Genomic DNA, 13,308 nt, shown 5'->3' on the forward strand with positions numbered 1-13,308 from the left:
GCGCTCCCCCGCACCGTGCCACGCTCCACCTCCCGCCCCATGGGGGCCGACTACGAGGAGATCCATGGACACCTTCCGCACCGCCGTCGAGACCCGGGACCTGGAGGCCGTCGAGGACCTGCTGGCCGACGACGTCGTGTTCCGCAGCCCCGTCGCCTTCCAGCCCTACCCCGGCAAGGCCGTCACGCTCGCGATCCTGCGGGAGGTGGTCGAGGTCTTCGAGGGCTTCACCTACGTCCGTGAGCTGCACGACGAGGGCGGCGGCGCGTACGTCTTCGAGGCGACCGTGGACGGCCTGGCGATCACTGGCTGCGACTTCCTGACGCTCGACGGCGACGGCCGGATCGTCGACTTCATGGTGATGACGCGGCCGCTCAAGGCGTCGCAGGCCCTGGCTGCCCGGATGGCCGAGCGCTACCCGGCCATCGTGGAGGCCGCCTCGGCCTGGACGCCGCGCGCCTAGCCGGCTGCCGCCCGCGCGACGTCCGTCGGAAATGCGAGAAGGCCGCCCGGAGGCGGCCTTCTCGTGATGGTGGAGCTGAGGGGACTCGAACCCCTGACCCTCTGCATGCCATGCAGATGCGCTACCAGCTGCGCCACAGCCCCATCTTTGTCCCCCGCCTTGCGGCCGGCAACGAGGAAGACATTAGTACATGGTTTCCGACCTTGCGAAATCGGGGTCCCGTTCGTGGCCACCCGACCCGTTCGGGCGCTCAGACGTGGCGGTTGTAGGCCGCCAGACGACGCACGGGTGAGGCCCCCGCGGCGCCCTCCGACTCCTCCAGCAGCACCCAGTGGCAGTTGCCGAGGGCCTGGAGGGTGAGCACGGTCTCCGGCGGCCAGCCCAGCCACGCCGTCAGGCCGACCTTGAGGGCGGCGCCGTGCGCGACGACGACGCCCAGCTGCCCCGGCGACAGCAACGCGACCGCCTCGTCGAGCGCCGGAACGAAGCGTGCCTCCAGCTGCGCGCGGGACTCCCCGCCCGGCACGACGTCGTACCGGCCCGTGCGGAACGCGGCGAACTCGTCGGCGTTGGTCTCGGCGTACTCGCCATGGGTCAGGCCCGCGCGCTCCCCCAGGTCGAACTCGCGCAGGCGCGGGTCGACCTCGACCTCGAGACCGGCAGCCTCAGCGACCTTCTCGGCGGTCACGCGCGCACGGGAGAGGTCGGAGGACCGTAAGAGGCTCGGGCCCATCGCCGCGATGACGGGCGCGACCTTCTCGGCCTGGACGACGCCGGTGTCGTCCAGGGGAACGTCGGTGTGGCCCTGGATGCGGTGCTCCAGGTTCCATGCCGTCTGCCCGTGCCTCAGCAGGAGCAGGCGACGCGGTGCAGCAGCGTCCTGGATCACTCGGCGTCGTCGGAACCGGCCAGCTCGGCGACCGGGGTCTCGTCGGCAGCGCGGTCCGCGACCTCGGCGGCCGGGGCGATCGACTCCGGGAGCTTGATCTCCGGGCAGTCGCGCCACAGGCGCTCGAGCGCGTAGAACTGTCGCTCCTCGGCGTGCTGGACGTGGATGACGACGTCGGCGTAGTCGAGCAGGACCCAGCGGCCCTGCTGGTGGCCCTCACGGCGCAGCGGCTTCTCGCCGACCTGCTCGCGCAGCTGGTCCTCGATCTCCTCGACGATGGCGCGCACCTGGCGGTCGTTCGAGGCCGAGGCCAGGACGAAGGCGTCGGTGATGGCGAGGGTGTCACTCACGTCGTAGGCGACGATCTTCTCGGCCAGCTTGTCGGAGGCCGCGCGCGCCGCGATCTGGACGAGTTCGAGGGCGTGCTCGGTGGCGGTCACGGGAGTTCCTTCTGCTCCGTGGCGCCCGCCGCGGAGTCGGTGTAGAGGTGGTGCTTGGCGATGTACTGCACGACCCCGTCGGGCACGAGGTACCAGACCGGTTCGCCGCGCGTGGTGCGCAGACGGCAGTCGGTCGACGAGATGGCCAGCGCCGGGATCTCCACCATGGTCACACGATCGGCCGGAATCGCCGACAACGTCGAGGGGTCCATCTCGTAGCCGGGCCGGGTGCAGCCCACGAACCGGGCGAGCTCGAAGAGCTCCGCGGCGTCGCGCCAGGTGAAGATGTCGGCCAGCGCGTCGGCACCGGTGATGAAGTAGAGCTCCGCGTCCGGCATCTTCGCCTTCAGGTCGCGCAGGGTGTCGATCGTGTACGTCGGACCGTCACGGTCGATGTCCACGCGCGAGACGCGGAAGCGCGGGTTGGAGGCGGTGGCGATGACCGTCATCAGGTAACGGTCCTCGGCCGGCGACACCTCACGGTCCGCCTTGTGCCACGGGTCCCCGGTCGGGACGAAGACGACCTCGTCGAGGTCGAACCAGGCCTGGACCTCGGAGGCGGCCACGAGGTGGCCGTGGTGGATGGGATCGAACGTCCCACCCATCACCCCGACCCGTCGGGGGGCGCTCAACTCAGCTGTGCTCGCGCCCGCCACCGAAGGCGACGAGGACGCCCATGGAGGCGAGGAAGATCAGCAGGACGACGGCTCCGACCACCCACGGGTTCACGCCGGCCCAGAGGTGCGACTCTTCGGCGGCCAGGACAATCTCGTTCAGCGACATGGCCGTGATCCTACCGGTAGCCGCCGACGGTCAGCGGACGTGCCCGTCACCCGTGACGACGTACTTGCTCGACGTCATCTCGGGCAGGCCCATCGGACCGCGCGCGTGCAGCTTCTGCGTGCTGATCCCGATCTCGGCCCCGAAGCCGAACTCACCACCGTCGGTGAAGCGGGTCGAGGCGTTGACCATGACCGCGGCCGAGTCGACGGCAGCCGTGAAACGCCGGCTCGCGGAGAGGTCCTCGGTGACGATCGCGTCGGTGTGGCCGCTCGACCAGCGGCGGATGTGGGCCACTGCCTCGTCGAGCGAGTCGACGACCCGCGCGGCGATGTCGAGCGCGAGGTACTCGGTCTCGTAGTCCTCCTCCGTGGCCGGCACGACCCAGTCGAAGTCGGCGAAGGAGTCGTCTCCGTGGATCGTCACGCCGGCCCCCTGCAGCGCCTCCACGACGCGCGGCAGGAACTCGCCGGCGATGTCGGAGTGCACGAGCAGCGACTCGGCGGAGTTGCAGACGCTGGTGCGGTGGGTCTTGGAGTTGAGGACGATGGCCAGCGCCTTGTCGAGGTCGGCGCCCGCGTCAACGTAGACGTGGCAGTTGCCGACGCCGGTCTCGATGACGGGCACGGTGGACTCCTCGACCACCGAGCGGATCAGCCCGGCACCACCGCGCGGGATCAGCACGTCGACCAGGCCCCGGGCGCGCATCAGCTCCTTGACGCTGTCGTGGGTGTCCCCCGGCACGAGCTGGACCACGTCGGCAGGCAGGCCTGCGGTGACCACGGCCGTACGCAGCGCCTCGACGATCGCCGCGTTGGAGCTGCGCGCGCTGGAGGAGCCGCGGAGCAGCACGGCGTTGCCGGACTTGAGGCAGATGCCGGCGGCGTCGGCCGTCACGTTGGGGCGGGCCTCGTAGATCATCCCGACGACGCCGAAGGGCACGCGCACCTGGCGCAGCTCGAGTCCGTTGGCGAGCGTCGATCCCTGCAGCACCACGCCCACCGGGTCGGGCAGGCCGGCGACGTCACGCATGCCGTCGGCCATCGCCGCCAGGCGGGCCTCGTCGAGCCGCAGGCGGTCGATGATGTTGGGCGGCGTGCCACCGGCCTCGGCACGGGCCACGTCGTCGGCGTTCGCGGCCAGGATCGCCGGCGCCTGGTCGAGCAGCGCCTGTGCCATGGCGTGCAGGGCGGCGTCCTTGGTCGCGCGGGTGGCGACGGCCAGCTCGAAGCTGGCCTCGCGGGCGCGCAGGGCTACGGCGGTGACGTCAGACGTGCTCATGGTCCAAGCCTAGGTCGCGCGTGGCGCACCGGCGTACGCACGCCTGTCCCCCGGACAGCAACGGACCCCGCCACCCACGAGGGGTGACGGGGTCCGGAGTGGCGCTGCGGCGCGATCAGCCCTTGCGAGCGTTGATCTGCTCGGTGGCAGCCGGGAGGACCGAGTGCAGGTCGCCCACGACACCGAAGTCGACCAGCTCGAAGAGGGGGGCCTCCTCGTCCTTGTTGACCGCGATGATGGTCTTCGAGGTCTGCATGCCGGCGCGGTGCTGGATGGCACCGGAGATGCCGGCGGCCACGTAGAGCTGCGGCGACACGGTCTTGCCGGTCTGGCCGACCTGGAAGGTGTGCGGCTTCCAACCGGAGTCGACGGCGGCACGGGAGGCACCGACAGCGGCGCCCATCGAGTCGGCGAAGTTCTCCACCGGCTCGAAGTTGCCGCCGGTGCCACGACCACCGGAGACCACGATGGCGGCCTCGGTGAGCTCGGGGCGACCGGTCGACTGACGCGGCTGCGAGGCCACGATCTGGGCGGTCTTGGCGGCGTCGGAGATCACGGCGTCGAACTGCTCGACGGTGCCGGCGCCGGCCTTCTCGACCGGCGCGGCCGAGTTGGGCTTGACCGTGATGATCGGCGTGCCCTGGGTGACCTTGGCGGTGACGGTGAAGTTGCCGGCGAAGACCGACTGGGTGGTCACGCCACCCTCCTGCACGTCGACCGCATCGGTGATCAGGCCGGACGAGGTCTTGATCGCCAGGCGTGCGGCGACCTCCTTGCCCTCGGCGCTGGACGGGATCAGCACGGCGGCCGGGCTGGTCTTGGCGACCAGCTGCTCGAGGGCCTCGGCCTTGGGAGCCACGAGGTAGCCCTTGATCTGCGCGTCGTCGACGACGTAGACCTTCTCCGCGCCGTAGCCCTTGACGGCCTCCGCGACGGCGTCACCCTCGGCGGCCGCACCGATGAAGACGGCCGACGGCTCGCCGAGGCGGGCAGCGAGCGCGAGCAGCTCGTACGTGGGCTTCTTGACGGCGCCGTCGACGTGGTCGACGACAACGAGAACTTCAGACATTCTCAAACGCTCCTCAGATGAACTTCTTCGAGGCGAGGAACTCGACCAGCGCCGTGGCGCCCGAGCCGTCCTCGTCCTTGACGATCTCGCCGGCGGTGCGCGGCGGGCGGGCGGCGGTGTCCTCGACGGCCGTCCAGGCAGCCGCGAGGCCGACCTGGCCGGCGTCGACGCCGAGGTCGCTCAGCGACAGGGTCTCGAGCGGCTTCTTCTTGGCCGCCATGATGCCCTTGAAGGACGGGTAGCGGGCCTCGCCGGACTGGTCGGTCACCGAGAGGACCAGCGGCATGGTGCCGCCGATGACCTCGGTGGCGGCGTCGCCGTCACGCTTGATGCGGACCTGGTCGCCCTGGGTCTCCACGACGGCGGCCTGGGTGACCTGCGGCAGGCCGAGGCGCTCGGAGAGCATGGCCGGGACGACGCTCATGCCGGCGTCGGTGGAGGCCATGCCGGTGACGACGAGGTCGGCGGGGCCGACCTTCTCGATGGCCTTGGCGAGGACGAGCGAGGTGGCGATCGCGTCGGAGCCGGCGATCGCGTCGTCGACCACGTGGACGCCCTTGTCGGCGCCCATCTGGAGGGCCTTGCGGACAGCGTCCACGCCCTTCTCCGGGCCCACGCACAGCGCAGTCACGGTGATCTCCTCACCGTCGCGCTTCTCCTTGATCTGGAGAGCCTGCTCGACCGCGTACTCGTCGAGCTCTGACAGAAGACCGTCGACGCCCACTCGGTCGACGGTGTTGTCCGACTCGAACTGCCGATCGGCAGTGGCGTCGGGGACGTACTTCACGCAGACAACAATGTTCATGGCGGTGTGCCCGAAGGCTCCTCCTGTGCACTCGGATGTGTACGCGAGAGTACAAGGAGAGACCCCACCGCGGAACACGGGTCCACGTGGGGTCTCTCACATCGTCCTGGCCCCTCTCAGGGGCGCTCGCGAGGGGTGTCGATCAGCACTTGATGATCTTGCAGGCGAGCTTCTTCAGCAGGCCCAGCAGGACGTTGACGACCGCCTTGATCGGGTCGGTTCCCGGTGCCGGCGTGGTGGTCGGCGGCGTGGTGGGCGTCGGGGTCGGGCTGGCCGTGGGCGTCGGGCTCGCGGTGGGCGACGGCGAGGCGGTCGGCGACGGCTCGTCGGTCGGGGTGGGCTCGTCGGTCGGCGTCGGGGCGACGACGTTGACGGTCGCGACGACGGTCTCCGGCGACTTGGCGGTGCAGGTGACGGCGAGGGCGCTGGTGCTGCCGTCGCTCTTCGTCATGGCCAGGTCGGCGGTGAAGCCGTCGATGGTGACGTTCTGCGAGCCGAGCGTGTCGGCCACGACCGACCCCTTGCCGCTGACCGGCAGGCTCAGCGAGCCGGTGGTCGACGGGATCGGCGTGCTCGGCAGCGTGGCGCCCGCGGTGAAGCTCTTGCTCCCGAGCTTGGCGTTGACGGTGGCCGGGCCGGCGAGCGAGCGACCACCCAGGAACGTGTACGCAGCGGCGCGCACGTTGTCAGGGATGGTCACGGTGCCGGAGAAGGTGGCCTCCGCGGACTGGCCCTGGACGACCTCGGCGGGCGCGGAGATCTCAGCGTCCAGGGTGAACTCCTGGTTGGTGACGATCGAGGCGGAGCAGTTGAACTTGAGCGACGTCGGAGCGGCGTTGGCCGACGACGACAGGCCGATCAGACCGACGGTGCTCAACGCCGCGGCGGCGATGAGCGCCACCGGGCGCTTGGTGAATGAACGCATTGGGTTTCCCTCCCTAGGAACTGCGCTACGCCTCCGTAGGTTACCCCCGCGTAACGCATATGTGACGGTAGCCACACGACCCCCTGGGAGCCCTTTACGTTCTCACATGACGGACTCCCCAAAATGAGGCAAGCCCCGCCGCGACCACGGGGTCGCGACGGGGCTCGACGTCAGGAGTCAGCGCGTCACTTGACGGTGAACTTCGCGGTCGCCTTCGACTTCTTGGCGGTCTTGTTGCCCTGGAACTCGGCGATGACCGTGTACTTGCCCTTGGCCTTCACCTTGGTGAAGACGCCCTTGGCCACGCCCTTCTTGCTGAGGGTCACGGTGCGCTTGCCGACGACCTTCTTGCCCTTCTTCAGGGTCAGCTTGACCTTGCCCTGGACGGCCTTCTTCTTGTTGTTCACGACCTTGACGTTGACCGTGGCCTTCTTCGCCTTCTTGGCGTAGCCTGGGCGGTGGCCTTGGTGGCGACCTTGGCCGGAGCGGTGGACTTGGTGACCTCGACGGTCGCCACGGCGGCAGCGGCGTCCTTCGCCACGCAGGTGGCCTCGACGTCAGCGGTCGTGCCGTCCGACTTCTCCGACTTCAGGTTCGCCTTGAAGCCGGCGATGGTCACGGTCTGGGTGCCCACGGCAGTGGGGGTGAAGGTGGCCGACCCCTTGGCGGGCAGCACCAGCGGCTGCACCTCGGTGCCACCGGGAACCTCGGTACGGGCCACCTGGGCCACGAGCGGGAGGTCCTGGCCGCCGAACTTGGCGTCGATGTCCGCGGTCCCCGAGAGGGCGCGCGCGTTGAGGATGTAGTAGGCCGACTGGCGCACGGTGTTGGAGGCCGACACGGTGCCGTCGAAGGAGAGGGTGAGCGGCTTGCCCTGCTCGGCCGTGGCGGGAACCTCAACCGCGGCGTCGAAGCCGAACTCCTCGCCCGTCAGGATCGAGACGGAGCAGTTGAACTTGAGCGAGACGTCGGCCGCCTGGGCGGTGGACGTGACGGTGCCGAGGCCGACGAGGGCGACGGCCGCGGAAGCGCCGGCCACGACGGCACGGCGGAAGATGTTGGTACGCATTGAGGCTGTTCCCTCCAAGGAAAACGTGGAGCACCGGCGTGTTACCAGTGCGTAACTTCAAGGGTGAGCGTAGTCACAGTCGTCGAGGAATGGAAGCGCATCGCCAATTGTCTCGACATGAAGCTCCACGCGCGGGGGCGCGGCGCACGACGTCTCAGCCGCGAGGCCGCACCAGCCACTGCACGAGGCCGCCCGTCAGGAGCACCGCCCCGGCCGCACTCCCCCACCGCAGCACGGTGGCGCGTACGTCCGCCCCACCACACGACACCGGCGTCCGGGCGCGCGAACCACCCGAAGGTCACCGCGTCGGCGGCACGCAGCCACCAGCCCCAGGGACTCCCGGGGTCGGCCTTGAGAGCGACGAGCAGGCAGGCGCCGGCCAGCAGCAGCGCGAGGAGCACGCAGAGCCACCACACGACGTACGCGGTCGTCGTGCGCAGGCGGGAGAGGGCAGCCACGGCGGGGCTCGACGGTGCCGTGCGGCTCAGTGGCCGACGAACTCGGCCTTGCCCGGACCGTTCTCGACGAACGAATCCATGCCGATCTGACGGTCGGCGGTGGCGAAGAGCGCCGCGAACTGCTGACGCTCGATCTCCAGGCCGGTCTCGAGGTCGGTCTCGATGCCGCGGTCGATCGACTCCTTGGCCGCGCGCAGCGCCAGGGTCGCCCCCGTGGTGAACTGCGAGGCCCACTCGACGGCTTGGGTGTAGACCTCGTCGGCGGGGACCACGCGGTCGACCAGCCCGATGGCCAGCGCCTCGTCGGCCTTGACGAACCGGCCGGTGAAGATCAGGTCCTTCGCCTTGGCCGGCCCGACCAGGCGCGTCAGCCGCTGGGTGCCACCCGCGCCCGGGATGATGCCGAGCAGGATCTCGGGCTGGCCCAGGACCGCGTTGTCGGCCGCGAAGCGGACGTCGGCGCAGAGCGCGAGCTCGCACCCGCCGCCCAGGGCGTAGCCGTTGATCGCGGCGACGACCGGCTTGGGGATGCGCGTGAGGGCACCGAGGGAGGACTGCAGGCCGGCGGAGCGCTTGACCATGTCGGCGTGCGACATCTGGGCCATCTCCTTGACGTCGGCGCCGGCGGCGAAGACGCGCTCGCCGCCCCAGATCACCACCGCCTTGACGTCGTCACGCTCGGTCGCCTCGAGGGCTGCGGCGCGGATCTCCTCCTGCACCTGCTTGTCGAGGGCGTTCATCTTCGGCCGGTCGAGGCGGATGGTCCCGACCCCGTCGTTGACCTGGAGACTGACGAACTCACCCATGACTTCTCCTGCACTCGTCGGCGGCGACCCGGCGTGGGCGCCCGTGTGGCGCGAGCCTAGCCCTGCCCGGCCCTGCCGCGGTTCCTAGCCCCGACCGCCTCTGGGGCTCGGGGGTGTGGCGATCCCCGACGAGGGGTAGTGGGAGGTCATGGCCATCTCACGTCGTATCGCTCGCCCCCTGCTCAGCAGCGCCTTCCTCGCCACCGGCGTCCAGGTGCTGAAGGATCCCGGTCCCGCCGGTGAAGGCCTCCGCGCCTGGGCCGACCGGGTCGTCCCGGCCGCCCGGGCCAAGGGCATCCCGCTCCCCAGGACCCGGCGGTGCTCGCGCGGGCTGCCGCCGCCGTCCAGATCGGCGCGGCCGGTGCACTCGCCCTCGGCAAGGCGCCGCGTCTCTCCGCCGCCCTCCTGGCCGCCTCGCTCGCCCCCACCGCCCTGGCCGCGAACCCCCTCGACTCCTCCGCCGACCCCCGCCACCGGCAGCGCAACATCGCGGAGACCGCCAAGAACGCCAGCCTGCTCGGCGGTGTGCTGCTGGCCAGCGTCGACACCGAGGGCCGTCCGGGCCTGGCCTGGCGCGCCCGCCGCGCAACACGCGACGCCAAGCGGCAGGCTGCCCACCTCGCCAAGGAGGCGCGCCTCGAGGCCCGCCTCGCGGCGAAGTCACTGACCTGACGCGCGGTCCGGCCCGCCGCCACCATCACGTGGCTATCGTGAGCGCGTGACCCTTCCGCCCAGCCTCTCCACCACGCGCCCGGGGGTGGCGCGTGTCTGGTGGCCGGCCGACCTCGTCGACGGCGGGTTCCGCGAGGCGACCAGCTTCGTCGCGGCGCTCGTCGCCCGGGGCCTGCACGACCACGGCCGTGTGGAGGCGTGGATCGACCCGGCCGACGAGACCTCCCAGCGCGTCGCCACCTGGGCAGGGCTGCAGCGCGAGGGCATCGTGCGCGGCGGCCACGTGGAGGACGGGCAGCACCATGACCGCATCGTGTACGCCCGCCTCGCCACCGACCCGCCGATCACCGAGCCGGGCGGCTTCCGGGCGCTGCTCAACTCCTTCCTCCCCCGCAAGCGCGCGATCGGGCAGATGCTCATGCGCGACCCGGACGACCGGGTCCTCATGTGCGAGCTCACCTACAAGCCCGACTGGGACCTCCCCGGTGGCGTGCTGGAGGTCGGCGAGTCGCCCGCCACCGGCGTCACCCGCGAGATCGACGAGGAGTGCGGCATCCACGTCCCGGCCGGGCGCCTCCTGGTCACCGACTGGCTCCCGGAGTGGAGCGGGTGGGACGACGCGTTGTGCCTGGTCTTCGACGGCGGCGTCCACGACGTCGACCTGCCCCAGCGGGTGACGCTGGAGGAGCGGGAGATCCGCGCCGTCCGCTTCTGCACCCTCGACGAGGTGCGTGCCAACGCCGCCGAGTTCACCGCGCGCCGCGTCGAAGCCGCGCTCGCGAGCGTGCCGTCGGGAGCTGCGTACACCGAGTCGGGTCGCCCCGCCTCGTCACCCCACCCCCACTGACGCCTTGTTCCGCTGACGCCTTGTTCCGCTGGGTGGAAAACCCCCATCAGGACCTCACCCAGCCCTTCCCGGCGAAATCTGTCTGAGGTTTCATTGGGGGCATGACGTGGGTGACTGACTTCGCGGCCGGCAACAAGGACCAGAAGGACCTCCTGGGTGGCAAGGGGGCAAACCTGGCGGAGATGACGAACCTGGGGCTGCCCGTCCCACCGGGGTTCACGATCTCGACGGAGGCCTGCCGCGCCTACCTGGCCGAGGGCGGTGACCCCGAGGGTCTCCAGGACGAGATCGCCGAGCAGCTGGCCGCGCTCGAGACCGCCATGGGACGCCGTCTCGGCGACGAGGCCGACCCGCTGCTGGTCAGCGTGCGCTCCGGCGCGAAGTTCTCGATGCCCGGCATGATGGAGACCGTCCTCAACGTCGGCCTCAACGACGCCTCGGTCCGCGGCCTGGCCGCGCGCAGCAACGACGAGCGGTTCGCGTACGACTCCTACCGCCGCCTCGTGCAGATGTTCGGCGGCACCGTGATGGGGGTGGAGTCGGAGCACTTCCACGACGCCCTCGACGCGCTGAAGACCGAGCGCGGCACGGAGGCCGACCTCGACCTCGACGCCGACGACCTGCGCGGCCTCGTGGAGACCTTCAAGGCGATCATCCGCGAGCACACCGGCCACGACTTCCCCCAGGACCCGCGCCAGCAGCTCGACCAGGCCATCCACGCCGTCTTCAACTCGTGGAACACCGACCGCGCCGTCCTCTACCGCCGCCAGGAGCGGATCCCCGAGGACCTCGGCACCGCCGTCAACGTGCAGGCGATGGTCTTCGGCAACGGCGGCATGACCTCGGGCTCGGGCGTCGCCTTCACTCGTGACCCCGCCTCCGGCGACCAGGGCGTCTACGGCGACTACCTGCAGAACGCCCAGGGCGAGGACGTCGTCGCGGGCATCCGCAACACTGTGTCCCTGGCCGACTTCGCCCAGGTCGACCGGAAGTCGCACGACGAGCTACTCGCGATCATGGCGACGCTCGAGAACCACTACCGCGACATGTGCGACATCGAGTTCACCGTCGAGGACGGCAAGCTCTGGATGCTGCAGACGCGCGTGGGCAAGCGCACCCCCGAGGCGGCCTTCCGGATCGCCATCCACATGGTCGACGAGGGCCTGATCGACATGGACGAGGCCGTACGCCGCGTCACCGGCGCCCAGCTCGCCTCGCTGATGTTCCCGCGCTTCGACGCCACCGCCGAGCGCACCCTGCTCGCCAAGGGCATGAACGCCTCCCCCGGCGCCGCCGTCGGTCGCGCGGTCTTCGACTGGCGCACCGCGGTCGAGTGGGCCGAGCGCGGCGAGGACGTCATCCTCGTCCGCAAGGAGACCTCGCCCGAGGACCTGCACGGCATGGTCGTGGCCCAGGGCATCCTGACCAGCCGTGGCGGCAAGACCTCGCACGCCGCCGTCGTGGCGCGCGGCATGGGCCGCACCTGCGTCTGTGGCGCCGAGGCGCTCGACGTCGACACCAAGAGCGGCCAGTTCACGGTCCGCGGCGGCGTCACGGTCCGTGAGGGCGACGTCATCTCGATCGACGGCTCGACCGGCGAGGTCTTCGCCGGCGCCGTCCCGGTGACCCCCTCGGCCGTGGTGCGCCACTTCGAGGGTGAGGAGGTCGTCGGCGACCCGCTCGTGGACGCCGTGGCCCGCATCGTCGCCCACGCCGACAGCACCCGGCGTCTCATGGTCCGCACCAACGCCGACACCGCCGACGACGCGGCCCGCGCGCGCCGCTTCGGCGCCCAAGGCATCGGCCTGTGCCGCACCGAGCACATGTTCCTCGGCGACCGGCGCCAGCTGGTCGAGGACCTGATCGTGGCGGAGGACGCTGCTGGTCAGACCGAGGCGCTCGCCGCCCTCGGCCCCCTCCAGCGGGGAGACTTCGAGGAGATCCTCACGGCGATGGACGGCCTGCCGGTCACCATCCGCCTCATCGACCCGCCGCTGCACGAGTTCCTGCCCGACATCACCGACCTGTCGGTGAGCCTGGCGCTGGCCGACACCAAGGGCCACCGCAAGAAGCACGAGCGCAAGCTGCTCGACGCGGTCCAGCGGCTGCACGAGCAGAACCCGATGCTGGGCCTGCGCGGCGTACGCCTGGGCATCGTCATCCCTGGCCTCTTCGAGATGCAGGCCCGGGCGATCCTCGAGGCAGCGGCTGCCTGCGTCCGCCGGGGCGGCGACCCGCGCCCGGAGATCATGGTCCCGCTGGTCGGGTCGGTGCGCGAGCTCGACCTCATCCGTGGCCGGATCGAGCAGGTGGCCGACGAGGTCCAGGCCGACCTCGGCCAGGAGATCGACTACAAGGTCGGCACGATGATCGAGCTGCCGCGCGCGGCGTTGACGGCCGACGAGATCGCCCGTTCGGCGCAGTTCTTCTCGTTCGGCACCAACGACCTCACCCAGATGACGTGGGGCTTCTCGCGCGACGACGTCGAGGCCGCCTTCTTCTCGACCTACATCGAGCACGGCGTCTTCGGGATCTCCCCCTTCGAAACCCTGGACGTGGAGGGTGTCGGCCAGCTCGTCCGCACGGCCGCCGAGCGGGGCCGGGCGGCCAACCCCGACCTGCACCTGGGAGTCTGCGGCGAGCACGGAGGCGACCCGCACTCGATCCACTTCTTCGACGAGGTCGGCCTCGACTACGTGTCGTGCTCGCCCTTCCGGGTGCCGATCGCGCGCCTCGAGGCGGCACGTGCCCACCTGATGAAGGGCTGAGCCCTCTGACGCCGAAGGGCGCCGACCCGCGTGGGT

16 protein-coding genes and 1 tRNA gene are annotated in these 13,308 nt (G+C 70.7%); 4 read left to right on the forward strand and 13 right to left on the reverse strand.

All coding sequences use genetic code 11. The annotated features are described in order from the left end of the window. The first annotated feature begins 64 nt into the window (after positions 1 to 64). Complete coding sequence (locus E2C04_RS11700) at positions 65 to 463, forward strand: nuclear transport factor 2 family protein (protein WP_135832715.1); 399 nt, start codon at positions 65 to 67, stop codon at positions 461 to 463. A 67-nt stretch (positions 464 to 530) separates the two neighbouring features. Here E2C04_RS11700 and E2C04_RS11705 read toward each other — a convergent pair. The 13 genes from E2C04_RS11705 to E2C04_RS11755 form a co-directional block, all read right to left on the reverse strand. After that, positions 531 to 606: transfer RNA gene (locus E2C04_RS11705), tRNA-Ala, on the reverse strand. Positions 607 to 713: 107 nt separating this feature from the next. Next, positions 714 to 1,352 (reverse strand): histidine phosphatase family protein, encoded by a 639-nt coding sequence (locus E2C04_RS11710; protein ID WP_158630683.1) that lies wholly within the window; start codon positions 1,350 to 1,352, stop codon positions 714 to 716. Beyond that, positions 1,349 to 1,792 carry a ribosome silencing factor gene (gene rsfS / locus E2C04_RS11715; RefSeq protein ID WP_135832717.1) on the reverse strand — a complete coding sequence of 148 codons (444 nt, stop codon included), beginning with the start codon at positions 1,790 to 1,792 and terminating at the stop codon, positions 1,349 to 1,351. Before rsfS ends, E2C04_RS11710 begins: the two co-directional genes overlap by 4 nt. Continuing rightward, the gene (gene nadD / locus E2C04_RS11720; RefSeq protein WP_268234044.1) at positions 1,789 to 2,424 is read right to left on the reverse strand and encodes a nicotinate-nucleotide adenylyltransferase; all 636 of its coding nucleotides are present in this window, start codon (positions 2,422 to 2,424) and stop codon (positions 1,789 to 1,791) included. Before nadD ends, rsfS begins: the two co-directional genes overlap by 4 nt. A gap of 1 nt (position 2,425) precedes the next feature. Beyond that, positions 2,426 to 2,575, reverse strand: a complete 150-nt coding sequence (locus tag E2C04_RS18105; RefSeq protein WP_170213507.1) for a hypothetical protein — start codon at positions 2,573 to 2,575, stop codon at positions 2,426 to 2,428. 30 nt (positions 2,576 to 2,605) lie between these two features. Continuing rightward, positions 2,606 to 3,853, reverse strand: a complete 1,248-nt coding sequence (locus tag E2C04_RS11725) for a glutamate-5-semialdehyde dehydrogenase (protein ID WP_135832719.1) — start codon at positions 3,851 to 3,853, stop codon at positions 2,606 to 2,608. Positions 3,854 to 3,968: 115 nt separating this feature from the next. Continuing rightward, positions 3,969 to 4,922, reverse strand: coding sequence for an electron transfer flavoprotein subunit alpha/FixB family protein (locus E2C04_RS11730; protein ID WP_135832720.1), 954 nt, complete (start codon positions 4,920 to 4,922; stop codon positions 3,969 to 3,971). Between the two features lie 13 nt (positions 4,923 to 4,935). Then, positions 4,936 to 5,709 (reverse strand): electron transfer flavoprotein subunit beta/FixA family protein, encoded by a 774-nt coding sequence (locus tag E2C04_RS11735; RefSeq protein ID WP_229721680.1) that lies wholly within the window; start codon positions 5,707 to 5,709, stop codon positions 4,936 to 4,938. 160 nt (positions 5,710 to 5,869) lie between these two features. Next, positions 5,870 to 6,652, reverse strand: a complete 783-nt coding sequence (locus E2C04_RS17790; protein ID WP_158630684.1) for a hypothetical protein — start codon at positions 6,650 to 6,652, stop codon at positions 5,870 to 5,872. Positions 6,653 to 6,837: 185 nt separating this feature from the next. Further along, positions 6,838 to 7,059: a hypothetical protein gene (locus E2C04_RS17795; protein ID WP_158630685.1), complete on the reverse strand. Its 222-nt coding sequence runs from the start codon at positions 7,057 to 7,059 to the stop codon at positions 6,838 to 6,840. Further along, positions 7,056 to 7,721, reverse strand: a complete 666-nt coding sequence (locus E2C04_RS17800) for a hypothetical protein (RefSeq protein ID WP_158630686.1) — start codon at positions 7,719 to 7,721, stop codon at positions 7,056 to 7,058. The genes E2C04_RS17795 and E2C04_RS17800 overlap by 4 nt, the downstream gene beginning before the upstream one ends. 41 nt (positions 7,722 to 7,762) lie before the next feature. Then, positions 7,763 to 8,179, reverse strand: coding sequence for a hypothetical protein (locus tag E2C04_RS11750; protein ID WP_135832724.1), 417 nt, complete (start codon positions 8,177 to 8,179; stop codon positions 7,763 to 7,765). A 26-nt stretch (positions 8,180 to 8,205) separates the two neighbouring features. Beyond that, positions 8,206 to 8,985 (reverse strand): enoyl-CoA hydratase/isomerase family protein, encoded by a 780-nt coding sequence (locus E2C04_RS11755; RefSeq protein WP_135832725.1) that lies wholly within the window; start codon positions 8,983 to 8,985, stop codon positions 8,206 to 8,208. A gap of 318 nt (positions 8,986 to 9,303) precedes the next feature. On the opposite strand from E2C04_RS11755, the gene E2C04_RS11760 reads away from it, so the two are divergent. The 3 genes from E2C04_RS11760 (at position 9,304) to ppdK (ending at position 13,272) form a co-directional block, all read left to right on the forward strand. After that, a complete protein-coding gene (locus E2C04_RS11760; protein WP_158630687.1) occupies positions 9,304 to 9,657 on the forward strand; it encodes a hypothetical protein in 354 nt (117 codons plus the stop codon). Between the two features lie 46 nt (positions 9,658 to 9,703). Then, the gene (locus tag E2C04_RS11765) at positions 9,704 to 10,504 is read left to right on the forward strand and encodes an NUDIX hydrolase (RefSeq protein ID WP_135832727.1); all 801 of its coding nucleotides are present in this window, start codon (positions 9,704 to 9,706) and stop codon (positions 10,502 to 10,504) included. Positions 10,505 to 10,605: 101 nt separating this feature from the next. Next, positions 10,606 to 13,272: a pyruvate, phosphate dikinase gene (ppdK, locus tag E2C04_RS11770; RefSeq protein WP_135832728.1), complete on the forward strand. Its 2,667-nt coding sequence runs from the start codon at positions 10,606 to 10,608 to the stop codon at positions 13,270 to 13,272. Positions 13,273 to 13,308: the final 36 nt, after the last annotated feature.

The sequence above is a fragment of the Nocardioides daphniae genome (genome assembly GCF_004777465.1).
In the GTDB taxonomy this organism is placed as follows: Bacteria; Actinomycetota; Actinomycetes; order Propionibacteriales; family Nocardioidaceae; genus Nocardioides; species Nocardioides daphniae.